The sequence below is a fragment of the Rufibacter glacialis genome (genome assembly GCF_008271745.1).
Classification (GTDB): domain Bacteria; phylum Bacteroidota; class Bacteroidia; order Cytophagales; family Hymenobacteraceae; genus Nibribacter; species Nibribacter glacialis.
In genome coordinates, this window is the sequence record NZ_VKKZ01000021.1 from 509,216 (window position 1) to 533,723 (window position 24,508).

The 24,508-nt window shown below is 52.2% G+C and carries 15 protein-coding genes; 5 read left to right on the forward strand and 10 right to left on the reverse strand.

The window, feature by feature from the left end; translation table 11 throughout:
- Positions 1-172: 172 nt before the first annotated feature.
- The 3 genes from FOE74_RS13865 (at position 173) to FOE74_RS13875 (ending at position 5,903) form a co-directional block, all read left to right on the forward strand.
- Positions 173-1,549, forward strand: a complete 1,377-nt coding sequence (locus FOE74_RS13865; RefSeq protein WP_149099201.1) for a M28 family metallopeptidase — start codon at positions 173-175, stop codon at positions 1,547-1,549.
- Between the two features lie 361 nt (positions 1,550-1,910).
- Entirely contained in the window at positions 1,911-3,329 is a 1,419-nt protein-coding gene (locus FOE74_RS13870; RefSeq protein ID WP_149099202.1) for an HTTM domain-containing protein, read from the forward strand.
- A 249-nt stretch (positions 3,330-3,578) separates the two neighbouring features.
- Complete coding sequence (locus FOE74_RS13875) at positions 3,579-5,903, forward strand: patatin-like phospholipase family protein (RefSeq protein WP_149099203.1); 2,325 nt, start codon at positions 3,579-3,581, stop codon at positions 5,901-5,903.
- Between the two features lie 181 nt (positions 5,904-6,084).
- On the opposite strand, the gene FOE74_RS13880 is transcribed toward FOE74_RS13875, so the two are convergent.
- The 7 genes from FOE74_RS13880 to FOE74_RS13910 form a co-directional block, all read right to left on the reverse strand.
- Positions 6,085-7,092 carry a hypothetical protein gene (locus FOE74_RS13880; protein WP_149099204.1) on the reverse strand — a complete coding sequence of 336 codons (1,008 nt, stop codon included), beginning with the start codon at positions 7,090-7,092 and terminating at the stop codon, positions 6,085-6,087.
- A gap of 205 nt (positions 7,093-7,297) precedes the next feature.
- The gene (locus tag FOE74_RS13885) at positions 7,298-8,023 is read right to left on the reverse strand and encodes a head GIN domain-containing protein (protein ID WP_149099205.1); all 726 of its coding nucleotides are present in this window, start codon (positions 8,021-8,023) and stop codon (positions 7,298-7,300) included.
- 190 nt (positions 8,024-8,213) lie between these two features.
- Entirely contained in the window at positions 8,214-8,636 is a 423-nt protein-coding gene (locus FOE74_RS13890; protein WP_188686669.1) for a fasciclin domain-containing protein, read from the reverse strand.
- 180 nt (positions 8,637-8,816) lie between these two features.
- Positions 8,817-9,437, reverse strand: a complete 621-nt coding sequence (locus FOE74_RS13895) for a rhomboid family intramembrane serine protease (protein ID WP_308422701.1) — start codon at positions 9,435-9,437, stop codon at positions 8,817-8,819.
- A gap of 167 nt (positions 9,438-9,604) precedes the next feature.
- Positions 9,605-10,579, reverse strand: coding sequence for a polyprenyl synthetase family protein (locus tag FOE74_RS13900; protein ID WP_149099207.1), 975 nt, complete (start codon positions 10,577-10,579; stop codon positions 9,605-9,607).
- 174 nt (positions 10,580-10,753) lie between these two features.
- Positions 10,754-13,099: a ribonuclease R gene (rnr, locus tag FOE74_RS13905; RefSeq protein ID WP_149099208.1), complete on the reverse strand. Its 2,346-nt coding sequence runs from the start codon at positions 13,097-13,099 to the stop codon at positions 10,754-10,756.
- 192 nt (positions 13,100-13,291) lie between these two features.
- Positions 13,292-15,118: an ABC transporter ATP-binding protein gene (locus FOE74_RS13910; RefSeq protein ID WP_149099209.1), complete on the reverse strand. Its 1,827-nt coding sequence runs from the start codon at positions 15,116-15,118 to the stop codon at positions 13,292-13,294.
- A 268-nt stretch (positions 15,119-15,386) separates the two neighbouring features.
- Here FOE74_RS13910 and FOE74_RS13915 point away from each other — a divergent pair, with 268 nt between their 5' ends.
- Positions 15,387-15,956, forward strand: coding sequence for a hypothetical protein (locus tag FOE74_RS13915; protein WP_225840816.1), 570 nt, complete (start codon positions 15,387-15,389; stop codon positions 15,954-15,956).
- A gap of 51 nt (positions 15,957-16,007) precedes the next feature.
- On the opposite strand, the gene FOE74_RS13920 is transcribed toward FOE74_RS13915, so the two are convergent.
- Complete coding sequence (locus tag FOE74_RS13920; RefSeq protein ID WP_149099211.1) at positions 16,008-16,625, reverse strand: lipoprotein signal peptidase; 618 nt, start codon at positions 16,623-16,625, stop codon at positions 16,008-16,010.
- Between the two features lie 98 nt (positions 16,626-16,723).
- Positions 16,724-20,284: an isoleucine--tRNA ligase gene (gene ileS, locus FOE74_RS13925; RefSeq protein ID WP_149099212.1), complete on the reverse strand. Its 3,561-nt coding sequence runs from the start codon at positions 20,282-20,284 to the stop codon at positions 16,724-16,726.
- Positions 20,285-20,995: 711 nt separating this feature from the next.
- On the opposite strand from ileS, the gene FOE74_RS13930 reads away from it, so the two are divergent.
- On the forward strand, positions 20,996-22,084 hold the full coding sequence (locus FOE74_RS13930) for a dipeptide epimerase (protein WP_149099213.1): 1,089 nt from the start codon (positions 20,996-20,998) through the stop codon (positions 22,082-22,084).
- A 710-nt stretch (positions 22,085-22,794) separates the two neighbouring features.
- On the opposite strand, the gene FOE74_RS13935 is transcribed toward FOE74_RS13930, so the two are convergent.
- Complete coding sequence (locus FOE74_RS13935) at positions 22,795-24,291, reverse strand: glycine--tRNA ligase (RefSeq protein ID WP_149099214.1); 1,497 nt, start codon at positions 24,289-24,291, stop codon at positions 22,795-22,797.
- Positions 24,292-24,508 lie beyond the last annotated feature (217 nt).

Consider the following 24,508-nt stretch of genomic DNA (forward strand, 5'->3'; position numbering starts at 1 on the left):
GCCCTTGAAAATGTTCCACGAAGAACATTTTTTCCTCCCCCTTTTGGCGCTGTTTTCCTGAAAAAGGGCTTGAAACAGTTTCTCATCGGGGCAGGCCGCAGGTTATTGGTTTCTCCCGATTATTGCGGAAATTACACGACAGAAAACCCCATTTAGACAACCACTCCTTCTTATGCTTCTTTCTTTTCCTTCTTTTGCCCGCGTAGGGGCCGCTGCGGCCGGCGTTTTCCTGCTCTCCCACCTGGCCGGGGCCCAAACCATTGTCAAAACCGACCCTGTGATCAAGTCCCTGACCGAGCAGGTCTCTGCCCAGGAACTGGAGCGGTTGGTGCGCGGCCTGGTGAGCTTTGAGACCCGCCATTCGCTGAGCACGGTCAAAGACAAGAAAAAAGGCATTGGCGCCGCCCGTAACTGGGCCGAGGCCGAATTCAAAAAAGCCGCCGCCACCTCTAACGGCCGCATGACGGTGACCCAGGACAAATACACCATCAAAGCCGACGGCCGCCGCATCAAGGAAGACGTGGAAATGGCCAACGTGATGGCCACCCTCAAAGGCACTGATCCCGCTGATGACCGCGTGTTCATTGTGAGCGGGCACATTGATTCCCGCAACTCAGATGTGATGGATGCCACCGGCAAAGCCCCCGGCGCCAATGATGACGCTTCTGGTACCGCCGCCGTGCTAGAACTGGCCCGCGTCATGGCCAAGCAGTCCTTTCCCGCCACCATCATCTTTGTGTGCGTGCAGGGCGAAGAGCAGGGCCTATACGGCGCCAAGCACCTAGCAGAGCGTGCCAAAGCCGAGAACTGGAACCTGGTGGCTATGCTCAACAATGACATGATCGGGAATTCTTTCTCAGACGAAACCAACCTGAAAGACAACACCCGCGTGCGGATTTTCTCTGAGGGTGTTCCCGCGCTGGAAACCCCTGAGATGACGGCCCTGCGCAAAAGCACCGGCGGTGAGAACGACAGCCGCAGCCGCCAACTGGCCCGCTACATGAAGGAGATGACTTCGCGGTACGTGCCCCAGCTGGAGGTGGTCCTGAACTACCGCACCGACCGTTTCCTGCGCGGCGGCGACCATACCCCCTTCAGCCAGGCCGGTTTCACCGCCATCAGGGTATGCGAGATGAACGAGAACTACCGCTACCAACACCAGAACGTGCGCACCGAAAACGGCATCGCCTACGGTGACTTCCCGGAGCACGTGGACTTTGAGTACGTGCGCAAGAACACCGCCATGAACCTGGCCACCCTGGCAAACCTGGCCCTGGCCCCTTATTCACCTGAGGAAGTAGGCGTAGTCACCAGCAACCTCACCAACCAGACTGAGTTGAGATGGAAGGCCCCCGCCAAAGGCGAAAGACCCGTGGGTTACTACATTCTCATGCGGGAAACCTCAGCGCCCATGTGGGAGAAGAAGATCTATGTGGAAGGCACCACCACTACCCTGCCCTACTCCAAAGACAATTATTTCTTTGCCGTACAGGCCGTAGACGCGGAAGGCCATGAAAGCCTGCCCGTCATGCCCAAGCCTCTTCGGTAAGAGCCTTCCCCTAGCCCTTCTCCCACAGAGAGGGGCTTTTTTGGAAGGTGTTTCAGGATAGGTTTGAGAAAAGCAGGAAAAAGCCCTACTGTAGCGGCGTTACACCGTAACGCCGTGGCTCCACGGATCAATACTGGGCCCATCAGGCAAAAACCACCTTGGCAGCGTCTGGTTCTTGCGGGGCAGGTAGGCAGGCCTGTTCTGTGGGGAAACCTCTGTTTTATTGAACCGCGGCGTTACAATGTAACGCCGCTACCTTTTGCAAAACCAAGGAATCTGTTTAGCTCTTTTTCTCCAAAACAAGCCCAAAACAGTTTATCAGAATAAGGCTCTTCCTGTTTGTCATTTCGTAATAGTACGCATGAGCTCAAATACTACTTATATACAAGCCAAACCATCGCTTTTCACCTGGCTTAGGCAGCCGGTAGACAATGCGCCGTTGGTGGTGTTCCGGTGGTGTTTTGGGCTTTTGCTGTTCCTGGAATCAGGCGGAGCGATTTTAACAGGCTGGGTGAAGAAGGCCTTGGTAGAGCCTGCCGTGCATTTCCCCTTTATTGGGTTTGAATGGCTGAAACCGCTTCCGGGCAACGGCATGTATTTCTACTACGGGGTAATGGCGGTACTGGGGCTGCTGGTGATGGTGGGCCTTTTTTACCGGGCCAGCATTACCGCCTTCACGCTTCTGTGGTGGGGCGCTTACCTCATGCAGAAAGCCAGTTACAACAACCATTACTACCTGTTGCTGGTGCTGTGTTTCCTGATGATGCTGGTACCGGCCCACGCCTACGCCTCCCTAGACGCGAAACGGCGCCCGGAACTTCGCTCACCCAGTTGCCCGCGCTGGTGCCTGTTGATCTTTGTGGTGCAGATGGCCATTGTCTATACCTATGCTGCCCTGGCCAAGATAGAGGCTGACTGGCTGGCGGGCATTCCCATTAACATGTGGTTTGCCAATAAGAGCCACTTCTATCTTATTGGCGGACTTCTGCAAGAGGCCTGTTTCCAGAAACTGGTAGTCTACGGGGGTATCTTCTTTGACCTTTTGATTGTTCCGCTGCTGCTGTGGCGCCCCACCAGGAAGTGGGCGTTCATTCTGGCGATCTTCTTTCATGGGTTCAACTCAGCGGTGTTCCACATTGGCATTTTCCCGTACCTGGCCCTGGCCCTCTGCCTTTTCTTTTTCCCCCCGGAAACCATACGAAGGAAGCTGCTGCCCCGTAAGCCAGCTTTTGCCCCTGACGCGCCTGTTTGCTCCACCCACGGGTTACGAACAAGGGAAAAAGCCCTATTCCTTCTCTTAGGGCTCCATTTCCTGGTGCAGATAGCCCTGCCCCTGCGGCACTGGTGGTTTCCGGGCAATGCCAACTGGACCGAGGAAGGTCACCGCATGGCCTGGCACATGATGCTGCGCTCCAAATCCGGTTACGCGCAGTACCGGGTGGTGGCAGACGGCCAAGTCTTCTGGGAATACCCCCAGCAGCACCTTACCCCCAAGCAGGCCCGTATGGTAGCCACCCATCCAGATTTGATCTGGCAATACAGTCAGTTTCTGAAAAACAAGTACCAAACGCTGGGCTATTCCCAAGTGAAGGTATTTGCGCATACCCAGGTAAGCTTAAATCGGCGTCCGCACCAACTGCTGGTAGACTCCACCGTGAACCTGGCAGCGGTTCCCTGGAGCCCGCACCGCCCATCGCCTTGGGTGCTTCCCTTGCAGGAAGATAAGAGCCCTGCCACCCCAGAAGGTACCAAAGAGGGTGCCCGAGGCAGCTTTGAGTAAGGTCTGGTTTCCCGTTTTAGCGCCGCCGCCGTTCCCTAGGCCCTTTCTTGGCAGCGGGGCCTGGAACAAAAGACTTTCCACCAACCTTTTACCCCTTAATTTAGTAAGTGCACGTATGGGGCTTTGTCTAAAGCTTTGTAAAGCCGTTGCCAGTACTTCCTTTCCCACCAAGGTCTTACCTTGTCTATTGGCCAAAAGCACACAGAACACGCAAGGCAAGCCCTCTTAACCCATTTTTAGCTGTAGTATATGCCAACACTCTTATCTCATTTAAGGGTATTCTTCGTTTTCCTTTTATTTTTCTCTTTTTCTGCAAAAACCTCCGCCCAGAAAGTAGGAGTTGTCTTGAGCGGCGGCGGCGCCAAAGGGCTCGCCCACGTGGGGGTCCTGAAAGTGCTGGAAAAAAACAACATCCCCATTGACTACATTGTAGGAACCAGCATGGGAGCCGTGGTAGGGTCGCTCTACGCGGCAGGCTTCTCTCCGCAAGACATTGAGGATCTGGTGTTGTCACCCAAGTTCCAGTACTGGGTGTCTGGCCGGCAGCTGGAAGACCGGGCCTTCAACTACTTCAGCCTGGATCCTTCGCCGGCGGCCTTGCGCTTGCCTCTCACCCTCCAGTCCAGCCTAAAAGTGCAAACCACCGGGGGGCTGGTGAGTGACGTGAACCTCAACTATGCGCTGGCCTCTACCCTGGCCGCCGGGGGAGCCATTGCAGAGTATAACTTCAATAAACTCTTTGTCCCGTTCCGCGCCCTCACCGCCGAGATTTTCACCCGGCAGCAGATTGTGCAACGGAAAGGGTCACTGGCAGATGCCGTGCGAAACTCCATGGCGGTACCGCTGGCTTTCCGGCCTATCCGGCAGCCTGACGGTAGGTACCTGTTTGACGGCGGCCTGTTCAACAACTTCCCTACTGATGTCATGCGCTCTGAGTTCAAGCCAGACGTGATTATTGGGGTGAACGTGGGGGATGTCTCCTTCAAGAAGTACCCCAAAGACAAAGACGATGAGTTGCTGGGCAGTTCCCTCATCTTCCTGAGCTTTGACGTAGCCGATACCTTGGCCGTAGGCCCCAACGGGATTTTGATCCAACCAGACCTGGAAGGCTTCGGTACCACCGATTTTGCGAAGGTGAAAGAACTCATTGACATTGGGGTTCAGTCTGCCGAGGCGAAGTTACCGCTCCTGAAACAGCGGATCACCAAGCAAGTAGACTCTACGGACCTGGTGAAAAGACGGAATGCCTTTCAGGCCCAAGCTCCCCCGCCACGCTTTGCCCGGGTGCAGGTGCAGGGCCTCAAGGAAAACCAGAACACCTACGTGAGCAAGTTCTTTTTGCGAAAAGGGAAGGAATACACCATAGATGAGATTGAGGAAGGCTACTATCGGCTGGCTGCCAATGACTTTTTCAGGGGTATTTACCCGCGCATCCAGTTTGACAGCACCGCCGGGGGGTACGTGCTCAACATTGACGCCCAGCAGAGCAACAACGCTACCGCAGAGGTAGGTGCCGTGTTCAGCACCCGGCCCGTAGACAACCTCTACGTGGGCCTGGAATACCGGTACCTGAACCGGCTCCTGTATACCGTGGGTTTGAACGCCAACCTGGGCAGGTTCTATTCTGCGGGCCAGTTTGGGATCAGGTTGAATATGCCCGCCCGCATTCCGTTCTACATAGAGCCCTCTGTCATGTACAGCAGGTTCAACTACCAAACCGGCACCAGCTTCTTTGACCTGGGTGACGCGGCCAGTTCCCAAGTGCAGCAACGCGATTTCAAGGTAGGGCTTCAAGCGGGCTTCAGCCACAACTTCCGGAGCAGGTTTGTGATTGACGGCGCTTATTTCTCTAATGAAGATGAGTATGCCAATGCCAAGAACGTCTCTTCTGATGACAAGCTAGACGAGACCGACTTTGTGGGCCTCACCGCTGCCTTTCGGTTTGAGCGCAATTCACTTAACCGGAAAATGTATTCCACCCGCGGGCATCGGGCGGTACTGGGGTTACGGGCCGTTTCTGGGGAAGAATCTTACAGACCAGGGTCTACCTCCCTTTTAACGGAAAGCCGTACCGCAAACCATAAATGGCTGCAGTTCTCAGCCACCTATGAGGGGTACTATCCGTTTAACAATGATAAGAGCAGTTGGGGTTACTTCTTTGAAGGCGTAGTCAGCACTCAGGGGCCGTTCACCAATTACCGCTCTTCCCTGACCTCTTCGCCGGCGTTCAACCCGCTGCCAGATTCACGTACGCTCTTTCTAGATGCTTACCGCACCAGCCGCTACGGGGCCGTAGGCTTACGGTACTCCCAAAGCCTTCTCACTAAATTTGAATGGCGCTCAGAAGCCTTCGTGCACCTGACGCACCGGCCTCTGGAAGAAGGCCCCATGCAACAGGCGGTGAGAGCCAGCGGTTTTGACCGGCCCCGTCTTACGGCCAGTACCGGCATTATTATGCACTTGCCCATTGGTCCGGCAGCCCTGCACTTTATCCATTATGACAATGACGAGAACCGGTGGAACATCTTCGGGCACGTAGGCTTCCTGCTGTTCAGGGGGCGTACGCTGCAATAAGGCGTCATACTCCAGCTTGGCTGTGCTAATACAAGAAAGGGTTTGGGGGCTGTTTCATAAAAACGGCCCTCAAACCCTTTCTCAATTTCAATCTAATAATTGCGCTTACCGGCTAAGCTGGGATGCCTCTACAGGTTCCTGATGAAGCAAAGCCTGGGTGCGTGGCTAAAGCAGCAACTTCTTATTCCTGATGGGCAGAGACCAAGGGTTGGTAGTAGTCAAACTGGGTCTTCAGGAAAGGCGTTTCCTGGCCGTTTTCTATGATATGGTGCAAAATAGATTCTAGCTTGCCGTTGGTGTGGTAGCTGAATGCCTCGCGTACGTACAGCTGCTCCCCCCGGAATACCTTCTTCTCTATGACCTGACGCCGGTCATTGTACGTTAGCCGGATTACTTCTGGTTGGACCTCTTCCCCGGTGAGTAGCACCATCTCTTCCGGGAGCAGAAGGGCATTGTAGTTGATCTTCACTCTTTTCTGGGCCAGGTTGCCTGAGAGACTTTGCAGCTTCCGTTTTACCACCCTTCCCTGGACAGCGGTAAAGCGCCATTGAAGGCCTTTCTCGTGGAGGAGGTGTGGCAGGTCATAGTGGAGAACAAACTGGGAGTACAGGTTCTCCGCATCTGGAGAGGCATCTGGAAACTCCTGAGCTATTCCCTCCTGGTCTACGGGCACTGTACCCAATAATACCTGCTGCCCGTCACGCAGTTGGTAGAGGGTTTTTGATTTCACGTACTCTGGCAAGTAGTGCAGGTTCTTCTTGTATTTGATGCCTATCCCGGCCAGTTCATGGGTGGTGACGGAAGAATATTCCGGTTCCAGGTCACGGCCCGCAATGGCCTCAGAGAGTATTTGTGAAATTATTCCCTCCCTCTCAAGGTGGGTGCTTTGGTTTTTATTTAACAGCAATACCGCGTCCATGCCCTGCAACTTGGCTTTGGCTTTGATGGCGTTCACTAGCGTACTATAAGGAACGGCATTACCTGTGGCCTTTTGCTCTAGAATAGCCACTTTCACAAAAGCGGTATCGGCTGGTCTTTCGCCCGGGAAAAACACGTCCACTTCCTTTCCGTGAAACGGGGTGGGCAAGGAAGACAGCCTGTGCTCTAAGCCGGTAGGCGCATACCTTTTCATGCAACCGGTACCACACACAGCAAAGGCCAGAAGGGAGAGGTAGAAGAAAGATCTCATGCAGAAACGTAAGGTTCGTTGATGGTCTCTAACTGACAGTTCAAAACTTGGTTTCCCCTACCGCTTACCTAGTCTATTCTTACTTATCACAAAACTCACCTATAGTAAAGCGCCTGTCTGCCAGAGAAGTCTTTCTCTGGCAGACAGGCGCTTAGGATAAGTTATAGAATAGGGCTGTTCTTATTAAAACAGGGCTAAAACCGCTTTATCCGCGTTTTTTTACCGTGCCGCTGCCGCTTACACGGGTATCTATGGTAGGGCTTCCTTCATACCACACCCGGCCACTGCCGCTGATGCTGGACTTGAGGGAGGTGGTGGCATGGATCTCGCAGGAGCCCGAGCCGCTGATGCTTACTTTGGCATCATTGGTCTTGAACTCAAATCCTTTCATGGAGCCGGAACCGCTTACCGAAATGGTGCTTTCCTTTCCTTCGCCTTTCAGTTCAATGTTGCCGGAGCCGGAGATACGGCTGGAAACCTTGTCTGCATGGGCCTGTAACTGGATAGCACCAGATCCGCTCACCGCCAGGTCCAAGGTGGCACTCTTGAAAGTACCTTCTCCTTTGATGCTCCCTGACCCGCTCACAGACAGAGCCTCTACCTGCGGTACGGTGATGTAGATGGTCACCCGTTTCTTGTTTGATGACTCATTCTTCCACTCTTGCCGGTCTTTCCTTTTGATGGTGAGCTGGCCGTTCTGTACTTCGGTCACCAGTTGCGCCAACTGCTCAGCATCTCCCTCCACTCTCAGGCTTTGGGTATTGCCCTGGCGCAGAATCACGTTGGCCGGATACGCCAACCCTATTTTCTTGAAAGGAGCCACCGAACGGGTCTCGTCCTCTACCAAAGAGGAACGGGTGCTTTTAAACGAAGACAGGGAACCAACCAGAGCCAGCACGGCCAGTAAACAGAAGAGGCTAAATCTTTTCATAAGAATGTATAGGGTTACGTTTCAATCTAAAGATGTAGCTTTTGGGCAAACGGTTGCTTCTGAGACAAGATATATTTCCTGGTCGGATTTTGGCCTGGTTTACAGAAAGTAAGGTAGAAATAGCTTCCCTTCAGGGAAAACAGCAAAGGCCACCTTTTGGGTGGCCTTTGCTGTTAAAGGGCAAATATCTTTAGAAAGAAGTTTTGCTAGGTTGGAAGGCGCCGTTCATTTGATGCCACACGCCATTGCTGAAGAGCTGATCTGGCTGGGTTAACCGAACCCCACTCACTAAGATATCTCCTTTCTTCCGGCAGATCCTAAGGCTGCTGCCTCTCAGGGAAGTCAGGTCGGCCCCGTCGCGCAGGTCTTGGGTGGTGAGGCTGCCTTTGACAATGTGCTGTTCCAGAAAAGCCTTCAGCTGTTCCGGTGAATCTTGCTGGTGCTGCGCCAAAGTGCTTTCTGCGGGCGCAAAAAAAGTATACGCCTCTCCGTTAGACAACACTGGCATAAGGCCGGCCCTAGTTACCAGTTCCAGCAGCAAGGGGTTCTGTTGGGCAATGCCTTCGCCAAGGCTCAAAGAGGATACTTTTGCTGAGGCCGCTACTTTTCCCATGAGCGACTGGCCTTCACTTCTTGCCTGTAGCAGCAAGCATAAGCAAAGCACCAAAAATATCTTGGCATTATACAACCTGCGTTTCATCTTCACCTCCCTTGAATTACCTGTATTACAGTAGTATACGGAAATTTCAGAAGAAGAGTCAACTGGTTAGACTATGGGAAGTCCTACTAAGGGTTACCCGATGATATCACTGATGAAATGCGAAATTTGGCCAGGCACCAAGATCAGGCTCACCAGAAACCCGAACGCCGCCCCATAGAAGTGGGCGCTGTGGTTAATGCCATCATTGCCTTTCTTGCTCAGGTAATACGAATAGAAGAGGTACAGGCCCCCAAAGATATAGCCCTTGATAGGAATAGGAATGGGGAAGATAATGAGTTCTGTGAGGGGGTTGAAATAGATGCTGGCAAAAATAATGGCCGCTACCCCGCCAGAGGCCCCCAGAGAATAGTACCGGCTGTCATTGCGGTGTTTGAAAAGCGTAGGCAGGTCTGAGACCACAATAGCCAACAGGTACAGCAATATATAGAACGCTGCCCCTGCCCCAAAGCCGAACACGGCCATGAACTGTTGCTCTACCACTCCTCCAAAAATGTACAAAGAGAACATATTAAAGAAAAGGTGCATGAAATCTGCGTGCAGAAAGCCTGAGGTCAGCAGGCGCCACCATTCATTGTTCTGCGCCACCGACTGCGGATGGTGTACCCAGTTCTCCATCAAATTCTGGTTTCGCCAGGCAAACAGAGATACCAGAACCGTAACGGCAATAATGATGAAGGTGATGCTTATTGGCATAAGAAGATGGCAAGTAAGGGAATGGGTTTCAGGCCGGGTTCTAAGAAAACGACCTGAAACGTGATATATTGGTTATACTATATTTAATCTGTCACTGGGTCACTGTCATGCCCCCAGAATAGCTTTCTCTAAGGCTTAAAGCCGCAGGAAATCAGTTATGAAAGACCTTAGCTGTCGCGCTCAATCAACTGAATAGCCAACAGCCTAAGAAGCTCTTTTTTGCTGTTCAGGGCGTTTACCTCGTTCAGATGGTGCAGGCCTTTCTGGAAGTAATGATTGATCTGGTTCTGGGTGATGCTCTGAATGTTCAACCCATCATAGATCTCCTTCACCGCCTCCACTTTCTGCTGTTCCGTTTCAGGCTTTGTCTTGCTCTGCCATTTCACCAACTCTTTGCGCTGGGTGGCCGAGGAGCGTTCCAGCGCTGTCAGCAACAGATAGGTCTTTTTGTCTGAAAGGATATCGCCTCCTACCCGCTTGCCAAACTTGGCTTGATCACCGTACACGTCCAGCAGGTCATCGCGTAGCTGGAACGCAATGCCCATGTTGATCCCGAACTCCTTCAGATGGCGGGCATCCTCCGCGGCGGCATTGTTGATGAGGGCGCCTAGTTCCAGGCTGAAGCCCAGCAAGACTGCCGTTTTCAGCCGGATCATGTGCAGGTATTCCTCAATCTGCACATCTTGGCGGGTCTCAAAATTCATGTCCAGTTGCTGCCCTTCGCACACTTGGGCGGCGCAGGTGCTGAAGAGCTTCAGGGCGGTAGGGAGTTTCTTGGGCTCAATGCCCAGGAAGAACTCATACGCACGCACCAACATCACATCACCACTCAGAATGGCGGTGTTGGTGTTCCATTTCTCATGCACCGTGGCGTTTCCTCTGCGCAGCGGGGCATTGTCCATGATGTCGTCATGCATGAGCGTGAAGTTGTGGAAAACCTCTACCCCAATGGCGGGCATAATGGCTTTCTCCACCTCATCATGAAAGAGGTAAGCCCCTAAAACAGTCAGCAGCGGACGCACCCGTTTCCCCCCCAGTTCCATCATATAGCGGATTGGCGCGTACAGCTCCTCTGGCGTCTGCCCATAATGGAGCGTGGACAGCGTCTGGTTTATGCGTTCCGAGAATTGTGAGATATCCACAGTTTTTTGGTTAAGCGTAATGGCAATTTGCTCTAAAATAGGGTAAACCGGCTTCTTTACCGGACCCCAAAGCTACATTAAAATAAAGGAACCGGAGGTATTGCCGGCAAAGAAAAGCGTTCTCAGCACCTTTTCTGGAAAAGGGACTGAAAACGCTTCTGGGGTAAGTTGTTTCTATTTTACCGTGTCTACCAGGGTAAGGTCAATGGTACGCTCCAGGATATTGGCGGCTTTCACCTCCACTATCACCTCATCCCCGAAGGAAATGATGCGCTTGTTGTTCTGCCCGATGATGCGGTAGTTGGCGGCATCCAGTTCATAGAAGTCGTCTTGCAGGTCTGCCAGACGCACCATGCCTTCGCACTTGTTTTCTTCTATCTCTACGTACATGCCCCAATCTGTGAGACCGGAGACAATGCCCTTGAACTGTTGCCCCACAAACCCACTGATGTACTCTACCTGCTTGAACTTAATGGAAGCCCGTTCCGCATCGGCGGCGCGTTTCTCCATGTCTGATGAATGCAGGCTGCGTTCTTCAAACTCCTCCTTCTCAGCAGTGAAGTCTTTCTCACTGTACTGGTAGATAAGCCGATGCGCCATCATGTCTGGGTAACGTCTGATAGGCGAGGTAAAGTGCGAGTAGTGCGCAAACGCCAGACCAAAGTGGCCTTCCTCCTCAGTACTGTACTTGGCTTTGGCCATGGTTCTGATAGCCAGGCTTTGCAACACGCTCTGCTCTGGCTTGCCCAGGGTCTGGTCAGCTAGCTTGTTCAACTCCTTGGAGATGTCACGGCCTTCTTCCAGATCTACCTTATACCCGAACTTGCGGGCGAACAAAGAGAAGTTCATCAGTTTCTCTGGGTCTGGGGCGCCGTGCGTACGGTACACCATGGTCAGTTTCTTGTTGCCTTTCCGCTGTTTGTACACGTGCTCGGCCACGTACTTGTTGGCCAGCAACATGAACTCCTCAATGAGCTTGTGCGCGTCTTTGCGTTCTTTCACGTACAGGTGCAACGGCTTGCCGTTCTCATCCAGCTTGAATTTCACCTCAATGGTCTCAAAGTTAACGGCCCCGTTCTGGAAGCGTTTGTCTTTGAATTTCTTGGCCAGCTCATTCAGCTTCAGGATTTCCTGGGCATAGTCCCCCTGGCCGGTTTCAAGCACCTCCTGGGCTTCTTCATAGGCAAAACGACGGTCTGAGTGGATGATGGTGCGGCCAATCCAGTAATGATGGATCTTGGCACTCTCGTCTATCTCAAACACCACAGAGAAGGTGAGTTTGTCTTCATTAGGCCGCAATGAGCACAACCCGTTAGACAGGCGCTCTGGCAGCATAGGAATGGTACGGTCTACCAGGTACACCGAGGTGGCGCGGCGGTAGGCCTCTTTCTCCAGTTTGCTGCCCGGCTGCACGTAATGGGTCACGTCTGCAATGTGCACGCCAATCTCCCAGTTGCCGTTCTCCAGCTGACGCACGCTGAGCGCATCATCAAAGTCCTTGGCATCTGCAGGGTCAATGGTAAAAGTGGTAATGTCTCTGAAGTCACGGCGTTTGGCAATCTCCTCCGGGGTAATTCCCTCAGGAATAGATTCGGCTTCTTTCTCCACTGATTCTGGGAATTCAAACGGTAATCCAAACTCCGCCATGATGGCGTGGATCTCGGCGTTGTGTTCCCCAGCCGGACCGAACACCCTGATGATCTCCCCGGTTGGTTTCTTGCTAGGGTCATCTGGCCACTCGGTCACTTTCACCAGCACCTTGTCGCCGTGGTTGGCATCGGCCAGGCCGCGCTCCCCCACAAATACGTCAAAGTACATGCGTTTCTGGTCAGGCACAATAAAGCCGTAGCCTTTTGACATCTCCAGGCGGCCTACAATCTCTTCGCGCTGGCGTTGGATCACTTCCACCACTTCGCCTTCGGGGCGCTCATTGGCCCGGCGGCTGCGCCGAAGCTGTACCCGCACGGTATCCCCGTCCATGGCGAACATGAGGCGTTCCACGGGAATTCTGATGTCCTGCTCGCTTTCCTCGGTGACCACGTAGGCATGGCGGCCGTTGGCCAAATCTACTTTACCTACCACGGTGGGGCCGCCTCTTCTGGAGACTACGCCACCTCTATCTGTTTCCCGCTCTCTGCGGTTTCCGCGGGCCGGGCGGTCCTGAGTTTTCTCAAGGCTTTCCCTGAACGCGGGGTTCAGGATATAGGCATCTTCCGGCAAGAAAATCAACTCGCCGTTTTTGCTCATTTTCTTTAAAAGGCCAGATACTTCCTCGCGGCCCTCCTTGTCATTGATGCCCAAGCGGCGGTGCAACTGACGGTAGGTGAATACTTTCTTGGGCTCCTGGCTGAAGATGTTCAGCAGCACATGCCTGGACACTTCACCGGCGTTTGGGCTGCCGCCTTGTCTTCCAGCTGAATCGCCTTTGCCTCGGCGCGGGGCGCCTTTATCTTTTCTGTTATTGGCAGACCTGGGGGCAGAATCTCTTCCTGCGCCCGGGCCTCTTCTTTTTCTTTCCATTAATTCTTGTCAATTGGTCATTGGCCCTACTCTTTGAGAGCCGAACCAATTTGGGCTGTACGTTAACAGCCTTTTTCTTTTTGTTCAATTCGCCTTCCTTCTTGCCGCTGCCTATCTGCCGAAGCAGGATAATGACCCCTTTTTAGAAAATAAGGTCAAAACAGGTGGGAAGGAAGCAGGTCGCAAATATACCTATTCGTCTATACTTGCTTTGTACCCTTTTCGTTTCTCTTGCGCCCTTAAAATATCAGAAAGGTTGCCAGACGGAATGGCCTGCAGCAATGCCTGGGTATAGGGATGCCGGGGAGAAGAAAAGATTTCCTGCGCGTTCCCCTGTTCCACCACCAAGCCCTGGTCCATCACCAGCAGGCGATCAGACATGAACTTAGCCACTGAAAGGTCATGGGTAATGAAGAGGAGCGTGAGGTTCAGTTCCCGCTTCAGGCGGTTCAACAGGTTCAGGACCTGCGCCTGCACAGAAACGTCTAAGGATGATACAATCTCATCACAGATGATACACGAGGGTTCCAGGGCGAGGGCTCTTGCAATGGAGATACGCTGCAGCTGCCCCCCGGAAAATTCATGGGGATAACGGTGGAAATGTTCAGGAAGCAGTTGAACGGTTTCCAGCAACAGAAGAGCCCGTTCTTTTCTTTCCTGTTGGTTCTGTAACACATGATGCACTTGCATGGGTTCCATGATGGCTTCCCCTATTTTCATGTACGGGTTCAGGGCCGAAAGCGGATCCTGAAAAATCATCTGGAAGTTCTTGCGCTTTTTCCTCAGTTCTTCCGGGTGCAGGGAAGCCCAATCTTCCCCGTTGAAAACTATCAGGCCGCTGCTGGGTTCTATCAACCGTAACAAGGTCCGGCCCAAAGTAGTTTTTCCACAACCCGATTCGCCTACAATGCCCAAGGTCTCTCCGGGAAAAACCTCAAAGGAAACGCCTTTCAGTACTTGTTTCACCTCTTTTTTCTGCCAAACGAACATCCGGTTGCGCATGAATTCCACGTGGATATCCTGCACCTGAAGAAGAGGTTTGTCTGCCTGGGTAGATACCTGCAGAGAAGGTGCATCTGCCACTCCATTCTTTATTTTTTCCACGGGAAATAACCCTTCTTCTCCTGTGCGAAGTCCCTGCATACTTCGCATAAGAGAAGATGAGCTTTCCAAAAAGTCTGAGATGGTAGGCAGGCGGGTTCCCTGGGTCTGCAAGGTGGGCCTACAGGCAAGTAAAGCTTTGGTATAGGGGTGCTGCGGCTGGCTGAAGATCTGGGTAACGGTTCCTTCCTCTACTATGCTGCCCTGGTACATGACCAGAATCCGGTCTGCGATCTGGGCTACTACGCTTAAATCATGTGAAATAAACAGCAGGGCCATTTCCTTCTTTACCCGCAGCTCATTGAATAATTGCAGAAGGCTTGCCTGTACCGTCACGTCCAGCGCGGTGGTAGGCTCATCAGCAATCAGAAGTGCCGGGTTACAGGCCATGGCCATGGCAATCATGATCCGCTGCTTCTGCCCCCCAGACAATTCATGTGGGTAACTCCTGAACATGCGTTCGGGCTGCGGGAGCTTTACCAGATCAAAAATGGCCAAGGTACGCGAATACGCCTCTTTTTTGGAAATAGGCAAGTGGATGAGCAAGGCCTCTGCAACCTGTTTTCCACACGACATGATGGGGTTCAACGACGACATGGGGTCTTGGTACACCATGGAGATTTCCTTGCCCCGCACCTTCTGCAGTTGCTTCTCGGTGAGCTGGTACAGGTCTACCAAACCTAATTGCTCAGAAGAGAAAAAGGCCTTGCCAGCTTTGTGGTCTGCCCTGGCAGACAGCAGCCGCATCAAAGAAAGCGCGGTTACCGTTTTGCCCGACCCAGACTCTCCCACAATGGCGACGGCTTCCCCTTTCCTGATTTTGAAAGACACCTCCTTTACCGCCTGCACCTCTTTCTGCCCAGCATGAAACGAGAGGTGCAGGTTGTCTACCTGTAATAAAGGGGTGGTTAAGAGCATTGCCAGTTTAAGTATTTAAGAGCTGCGATGGGGCCATGCTTATAAAAGCAGAGACTTATGGCAACTTTTGACAGGCCGGTAGATTTGTTGTTTCCTGCCCTCTTTTCTCAAAAGAGCCAGAAAAGCCTGAAATTTCTTTAGAGACACAACTTAAATAAATAAACCTAAGTATGCACAATACAATTTGCCCTATATTCCCTTTTGCCCTTTTTTCTTTTCCGTTATGAAAAACATTACCCATGTAAGCACCCTCTTCTTAAAAACTGTTTTGGCTGGGTTTTTCGTCCTCTTTGCCCTGCAAGGGGCCACTGCGCAACACCGCTACCCTAACCATTTTAGAACGGGGGTAGGTTTTGCCTATATCTTAGACGGGGACAACAGTGGGGCTCTGTTCTCTCAACAGTATACGCGTGAACTCACAGATCACTTGCATTTCTCGGTTTCTGGTGAATACCTGAGTTCTTCCCGCTACAGTAAGGAAATCAGTCTTTTCACCTCCAGAAAGGCCTTTGTGATGTTTGATGCTTCGTTTTTCTATGACTTGTATGAGACCCCTAAGTACACCATCAAATTAGGCGCCGGGCCAGCCGTGAGAAGACGTTCAGAGCTTGACCTGGTAAGAGGCGGGGTTGAAGAAGGAGCCGTTATCACGCCAGGTAGAAACGACGACGAGGTATTCGTGCACATCCGGGAAAAGGACTTCGGGGGTAAAGTGGTACTGGAAACCGACTTCTTCAATGACAACCGCCTTTTCTTTGGGATGCGGGCCGCCGGCTATATCTACAACAAAGGCACTTCCATCTTTGCCGCACAGCTTAACATGGGCTATTCCTTCTAACAGGAAACCATGCATAAAAAAGAGGGCTGCCTTGCAAGGCAGCCCTCTTTTTTATGCTTCTACTATGTTTATCTCATGCTTTTCTTTGACCGGCGGCTGGTTCAGGAACCTGTTCTGGTTGAAGATAATGATCAGGACCCCTACAAAGATGGCAGCGTCTGCCACATTGAAGATAGGCCAAAGCGACATAGGCGTACCCCCAATGATGGGGATCCAATGCGGCAGAATCCCTTCCCATATATCAATGTAGAACATATCAATCACCTGCCCGTGCAGCCAGGGGGTAGAAGACCCATAGGGCGCATTGTCAAGGTACACGCCATAGAAGATACTGTCAATCAGATTCCCGATAGCACCCCCCAGAATAAGTCCTACGCACCAGATCAACCCTTTGGGATAGCGGTGCTTTACCAGGTAGAACACCAGATACCCAATGGCTACCATGGCTACCATCCTGAAAAGGGTCAAAATGATTTTACCGTAGTCAGAACCCAATTCCACGCCAAAGGCCATGCCCGGGTTTAGGGTATAATGCAGCTTGAACCAATCCCCGAAGACGGGTATTTGGCCGGCCATTCCCATTTGCATGTTGTTATGGACCAACATCTTCACGGTTTGGTCAATGGCGATCACCAGCAGAGCGACCAGGTAGTATTTTGCGTACTTCATGATTTAGGTTTAGCCTGCTGTTTTTACCTCTTTTTCTCGAAAAGCGGTCTAAAACAGCAGGCGTTCAATCTTCATTTTTATTCCTGGGAAGGAGAAACTTATCTGGCTACCTCTAACCGAACCGGCAGGCTGAAGCCTTCCAGGTCAAGGATGGTGGCCTCTGTCTCCGCCAAAGAAGAGACCAGTGCCAGTTCCACCGCTTGTACCTCCTCAGAGATATACCCGCCAAAGGCTTGAACGGCAGCAGCTACCTCTTCATTGCCATCTTGCAGGAATACCCTGATTTTGTCCTGCACGTCAAGGCCGCTGTCTTTGCGCAGGTTCTGCAGGCGGTTCACCAGCTCGCGGGCCATGCCTTCCAGGCGCAGTTCCTCGGTGATGGTGATGTCCAAGGCCACGGTCAAAGCACCCTCAGAAGCCACCAGCCAACCCGGAATATCTTCCGACATGATCTCCACGTCTTCGCGGCTCAGCACGGTGGTGTCATCTTCCACCGCAATCTCAAAGAACCCCTCGCGCTCCATCTTCAAAATATCTTCCTGGCTCATCTTCTGGATCTGCGCGGCCACCAACTTCAATTTCGGCCCGAACACCTGGCCCAGACGTTTGAAGTTCGGTTTTATTTTTTTGACCAGAATACCGGTGGTGTCTTCTAGGTACTCCAGGCTTTTCACGTTCACCTCAGAGAGAATCAGGTCTTCCACGGCTTGCAGCTGCGTTTTCATCTTCTCATCTAAAATAGGAATCAAGATACGGCTCAACGGCTGACGCACTTTGATCATGTGCTTCTTGCGCAAGGAGTGCACCAGCGAAGACACGTTCTGCGCCAGTTGCATGCGCTGCTCCAGATCCACGTCAATCAGGTCTTCCTGCACCTGCGGGAAGTACTCCACGTGGATGGAAGCCGCCGTGCTGCGACCGCTCACCCGGTTCAGGTCCAGGAACAGGCGGTCCATGTAGAACGGCGCGATGGGTGACGCCAGCTTTGCCACGGTTTCCAGGCAGGTGTAGAGCGTCTGGTAAGCGGCCTGCTTGTCTTGGTTCAGTTCGCCTTTCCAGAAACGTTTGCGGTTCAGGCGCACGTACCAGTTGCTCAGTTCATCGGCCACGAAATCCTGGATGGCGCGGGCGGCCTTAGTAGGATCATAGTCGTCAAAGTAGGCGGCTACTTCTTTCACCAGGGTGTTCAGGCGGGAGATGATCCAGCGGTCGCTTTCCGTGCGCTGGGCCACTGGAATTTCTGCGCCCTCAAACGTGAAGCCATCCAGGTTGGCATACAGCGCGAAGAACGAGTACGTGTTCTGCAACGTACCGAAGAACCGACGCTGCACCTCCGTGATGCCGTCCAGGTTGAACTTGAGGTTGTCCCAGGGTGGCGCGTTCACGATCATGTACCAGCGGGTGGCATCCGGCCCAAAACGGCCGATGGTCTCAAACGGGTCAATGGCGTTGCCCAGGCGCTTGCTCATCTTGTTGCCGTTCTTGTCCAGCACCAAGCCGTTCGCGATCACGTTTTTGAAGGCCACGCTGTCTTCCAGCATCACGGCCAGCGCGTGCAGGGTGAAGAACCAACCGCGGGTCTGGTCCACGCCTTCGGCGATGAAGTCAGCGGGAAAGTTGGCCTCAAAGATCTCTTTGTTCTCAAACGGGTAGTGCCACTGCGCGTACGGCATAGCGCCAGAGTCAAACCACACGTCAATGAGGTCCAGCTCCCGTTTCATGGGTTTGCCGCTGGGGCTTACCAGGATGATGTTGTCTACGTACGGACGGTGCAAATCAAAGCCTTCGTAGTTGAAGTCGGTCACGCCCAGTTCAGCGCGGGGTTCCTCGGTTCCGGTGGGGCTCAGGGCAAATTCACCGGCAAACTCCAATAGGGTGTTGGCCTCATGCTCGGCTTTGGTACCCGTAGGTTTCTCCACGGATTTTTTGGCGGCCCGCAGGGGGTTCTCCGTCATGAAGCCTTCCAATATGCTGCGCTCAATCTCGCGGTCTAGCTCGGCCACTGAGCCGATGCAGATTTCCTCGTCGCCTTCCTCGGTGCGCCAGATAGGCAGCGGCGTTCCCCAGTAGCGCGAGCGCGACAGGTTCCAGTCCACCAGGTTCTCCAGCCAGTTCCCGAAGCGGCCTACGCCGGTAGACTCCGGTTTCCAGTTGATGGTCTTGTTCAGGTCAATCAACCGCTGCTTCACCGCGGTGGTCTTGATGAACCAGGCATCCAGCGGGTAATAGAGAATCGGTTTATCGGTGCGCCAAGAGTGCGGGTAGGTGTGCTCGTATTTCTCAACCTTGAAGGCTTTGTTTTCTTCCTTCAGGATGATGGAGATGATGATGTCCGTGGTTTTGTAGTCCGGGTGGCTTTCATCTTCATTCGTGTAATTCTTGACATAGAAGTCATCGGGCCCAAGAACTTTATGGGTTTTGATGTTGTACTTCGCAACGCCTTCCTGCAACCTTACGCCAATCTCGTTGATGAACTTTCCTCTGCGGTCAACCGTGGGGAGTTCATTGCCCAATTCGTCTTTTATGGTGAGGGCGGGAATGCCGTGCTGTTTGGCTACCCTAAAGTCATCGGCCCCGAAGGTAGGGGACGTATGCACCACGCCGGTACCGTCTTCAGTGGTCACGAAATCTCCGCCAACTACCTGGAACGCTTTATCCGCGTCATAGAAGGGCTGCAGATAAGGCATCAGTTGCTCATACCTTAGACCCACTAACTGCTTACCAGTAAACTCCTGCACAATCTCAAAAGGGATTGCCTTGTCTCCGGGTTTGTAATCTGCCAGTTGTAGGTCTTTGTTCTTGTCTGAAAAATACTTTCCTACCAGGGCTTTCGCCAGCACCACACTTAAGGGTTGGTGGGTATACGCATTGAAAGTATTTACCTGCACATAGGTGATTTTGTCACCAACGGCCAAAGCCGTGTTGGAGGGCAAGGTCCAGGGGGTGGTGGTCCAGGCCAGGATATAGACGCCATCGTTAGACCCAGAGAAAAGGAAATCTGATTTGGAATCTTTGATGACTTTGAACTGCGCCACGATGGACGTATCCTTCACTTCCTTGTAGCAGCCCGGCTGGTTCAGTTCATGGGAGCTTAATCCGGTTCCGTCTGAAGGGGAGTATGGCTGAATGGTGTAGCCTTTGTAGAGGTAGCCTTTGTCATAGAGTTTTTTGAGCAGCGCCCAATTAGACTCTATGTATTGGTTGTCAAAGGTGATGTAAGGGTTGTCCAGATCTACCCAGTAGCCCATGCGCTGGGTGAGGTCGTCCCACTGGTCTTTGAAGCGCATCACGGTTTCACGACAGCGGGCGTTGTAGTCCTCTACCGAGATGGTTTTGCCTATGTCTTCTTTGGTGATGCCCAGTTCTTTCTCTACCTGCAATTCAATAGGCAGGCCGTGGGTGTCCCAACCGCCTTTGCGCTGCACCTGGAAACCCTGCAGGGTTTTGTAGCGGCAGAAGATGTCTTTCACGGCTCGGGCCATCACGTGGTGAATGCCTGGTGCGCCGTTGGCCGAGGGTGGCCCTTCATAGAATACGAACGTGGGCTGACCGGCACGGGTCTCCACGGATTGCTCAAAGATGCGGTTCTCCTTCCAGTAGGCTCTCACCTCTTCGGCCAGGTTCGCATAATCCAGTTGCTTATACTCGTTGTACTTCACCTTTGTGTCTGTATGGGTGGTAGGTGTTATTCTATAATAATAGGGTAAGCGCTAAAAAGAGCCAGGCTCCCTTTCAGCTGCTACCTTTTGGAACAATGAACCCGCAAAATAAAACCTATGTGGCTCTCTTCGCTCCTTTTAGCAAAGTTAAGCAATAAAAACTTGTGTACGGGTTTCAAGCCAAGGTGCGTTTTAAGGCCGCTATTCAGAAAAGAGGTTCTAAATAGAAAATTGATTACCGCTTGCTGTTCTTAGCGCATGAAACTATCTAAAGTTTTTTCTAGTGTTCGGATGGTGCCCTGGGGCTTAGAAGGAGGAGTATCAAGATGACCTTACCGGTGGCAGCAGAGAAAGCAAGGCTGTTGTATTTCTGCTTGATCCTTACGCGGGGAATGGTTTTCTCATCATTATCAAACTCATCATCTCCGCCGAGTCCCAAGATTCACCTCATCCCGAGCCATGAAACCAAAGTCGCTGCAGTTGGGCTTCTTAGAAATATGGCAAGACCTGACGTTTCGAATTTCCTCCTGCCCCCGTGGACAACTCCCTATTTGAAGGCTTCTTTTCCTGAAACTGCCTTGAAACAGGAAAGCTACTTTTTCACAGCATAACTCGTTAGATTTTTACCCCTATTCTATTCCACCACCCATTTTTAGTTGGTACCCTCTCCTTTCTTTGCTTATTTGCCGGAGTACTTATAAACGAATAACCATGTCTCCCACCCAGATTACCTCTGTGAGTTATCAACCGCTCAATTTGCCACTGATTGAACCCTTCGCCATTGCCACCGGCACGCAATACCAGGTAGAGAATGTGGTGGTGCAGGTCACCCTGGCAGATGGGACCACGGGCTTAGGCGAGGCGGCTCCGTTTCCGGCGGTGAGCGGTGAGACACAGCAGAGCACCCTGGTGGTTTTGCAGGAACTGGAAAAACACCTGCTCCAGAAAGACGTGAAACAGTGGCGGACGCTGGCCCAGGAATTGGCACGTTTGGCCTCTGATGCCCCTGCCGCCCGTTGCGGTCTGGAGATGGCTTTGCTGGATGCACTTTGCAAACATTACCAGATGCCGCTCTACGTTTTCTTCGGCGGGGTACAGACCCAACTTACCACTGACCTCACCATTACCGCCGGTGATGAGGCCCATGCAGCAGCTTCTGCCAGTTCCATTGTGGATCGTGGCTTCTCTGTGATCAAGGTAAAGACCGAAGGGGTGGATGTGGATTATGATTTCCGGCGCCTCTTGGCTATCCACACGGCAGCGCCCACGGCTAAATTGATTGTAGATGGCAACTGCGGTTATGATTTGGTACGGGCACAGCAGTTTGTTAACAGAGTAAGAGAATCCGGAATCCCGGTTATCTTGCTGGAACAGCCACTTCCGCGGGAAGATTGGAAAGATCTGGCAGTGTTGGCAACTACGTGTCCTTTCCCCATCGCCGCCGATGAGTCAGCGCGGGGTGCCAAGGACGTGGCGCGGTTGGCGCAGGACCAGAGCGCCAGCGTTGTCAACATAAAATTGATGAAGGGCGGCGTACTGGAAGCGCTCCAGATGGCAGCTTTGGCAAAGGTGCACGGACTGGGACTCATGATCGGTGGAATGGTAGAAAGTATTCTGGCCATGACTTTCTCCGCGCACTTCGCCGCTGGGATTGGCGGGTTCGACTACATAGATTTAGACACACCCCTCTTCATTGCCGAGCATCCGTTTACCGGCGGGTTTCAACAAGAGGGAGAGAAACTGACGCTGAATGCAGAGGCCGCTGGCCATGGCGTCATTTTGGCTTCTCCCCTCTCCTGAGGTATAAGTCCCTTAAGAACCAAAAAGCGAATCGGGCCTGTTTTCACTAAAACAGACCCGATTCGCTTTTACTTTTTGAATTAGAACATAGGGTTGATTAAGCGGAGCAGTAGCCAGTAAGTTTTCATGGTTCAAATCTGTGACTTGGACCCATCATGACTGCAGTTCGTAACTGCCGCAGGACACATTGCTGGGGTGAGTTAGCATCTCGTGTATAGAGGTAATGCTGAATAGAAGTTCTTTGGCTCTCTGCTATAAAGGAACACCACACCTTAATATTAGCGCTTTCGCTCATGCCCTTCTAGTTCGCCCACAAGATCCTTCCAGGATGACAAAAGGAGGTGCAGCGTTCAGCTGTGCCTGCGGACACGGGTTGCAAGCTTGTTCCAGCGGTTCTCTTCTATATTATAGAATCATGTTTTCTCTGGAATCCCTGGCCTTGCTCTATACTAACTATATATAAGGAGTGCTTTTTAAACTCCCGCCTTACTGCAATTGCAAACTGCAGACCATAGGAAGTCCAAGTCACAGACGTGAACCAATTGCTTTTCTTGTGGCATTGCTTAAACATCCACGTGGATAACCAACTTTCAGGCGATTACCTACTCTTAGTTTATCTCACAATAAAAAGGCCTCTACATTGCTGCAGAGGCCTTTTTGTTGTTGGTATGTTTAGAAGCTGTTTTTGAGAAATCAGCTTATTCCACAGGTTAGATTTTCTCGAAAATGCGCTTGAAGCTCACGGCGTCGCCGATGTACTGACGGAGCTCAGAGATGTGCATGCGCTTCTGCTCGCGGCTGTCGCGCTCGCGTACGGTGACGGTGTCATTCTCCAAAGTCTCGTAATCTACCGCGATACAGAAAGGCGTCCCGATCAGGTCTTGGCGGGTATAGCGTTTGCCTATGGCGTCACGCTCCTCGTAGATCATGTTGAAGTCGAACTTCAGGTCATCGAAGATCTGCATGGCCTTCTCGGGCAAGCCGTCTTTCTTTACTAGCGGGAACACGGCGGCTTTCACCGGGGCTATGGCCGGGTGGAATTTCAGGAAGGTCCGGGTCTTGGTGTTCTCGCCTTCGGTGATTTCCTCTTCCTGGTAGGCGTTGCACAAGGTCATCAGGAACAAACGGTCAGCGCCTACAGAGGTCTCTACCACGTAAGGCACGTAGTTTCCATAGGGCTTGCCGTCTTCGTTCAGGTCGTTGTCAAAGTACTGCTGCTTTTTGCGGCTCAGTTCCTGGTGCTGTTTCAGGTCAAAGTCAGTACGGGAGTGGATTCCTTCTACTTCTTTGAAGCCGAACGGGAATTCAAACTCGATGTCTACGGCAGCGTTGGCGTAATGGGCCAGTTTCTCATGGTCGTGGAAACGGAGCTTTTCAGTGGGCACACCCAGAGCCTCGTGCCAATTGCGGCGCATGGTTCTCCAGTGCTGGTACCATTCCATCTCAGAGCCGGGGCGTACGAAGAACTGCATCTCCATCTGCTCAAACTCACGCATCCTGAAGATGAACTGACGGGCCACGATCTCGTTCCGGAAGGCTTTGCCTATCTGGGCAATCCCGAAGGGCACTTTCATACGGCCTGACTTCTGCACGTTCAGGAAGTTCACGAAGATTCCCTGGGCGGTTTCAGGACGTAGATAAATGGTGCTGGAGTCCTCGGCCACAGATCCAACCTGTGTGGAGAACATCAGGTTGAACTGGCGCACGTCGGTCCAGTTGGAAGTGCCTGAAATGGGGCACTTTATATTCTCTGAGATAATCAATTGCTGTACGCCTTTAAGGTCTTCGGCGCCCAATAAGCGTCCCATTTCCTGCAGCAGCGCCTGGGCTTTCTCCACATCTCCGGCTTTCTCGTACTCAGCGGCCTTTTCTTCCAGCAGAACGTCGGCGCGGTAGCGTTTCTTGGAGTCCAGGTTGTCAATCATAGGATCGTTGAACGAGTCTATGTGGCCTGATGCCTTCCAGGTAAGCGGGTGCATGAAGATGGAAGCGTCTATACCCACCACGTTCTGGTGCAATTGGGTCATGCATTTCCACCAAAGCATTTTTAGGTTGTTCTTCAACTCCACCCCATTCTGACCGTAATCATACACGGCCTGCAAGCCGTCATAGATCTCGCTGGACGGGAACACGAAACCGTATTCCTTTGCGTGTGAGATGATGTCTTTTAACTGTGCGTTTTCTGTGGTTTTCTCAGTAGTGCTCATGGGCGCAAATATAGAGGTTTACTTGGCACTTTCTCTAAAAGGCCGCATTGCTTTGAAGTAGGACCTACCTCTTTTACAAAGTAATTGTTCAGGTAAATGGATTGAGCATGAAGGGGCTTACCACTTAGTTTGTACTTTTGCGCTCACAAAATTTCCACCTGAACCATTCCTTAACAATTCGGTAACATTGAGCGGAAATTTATCCGCTACTTTTGGC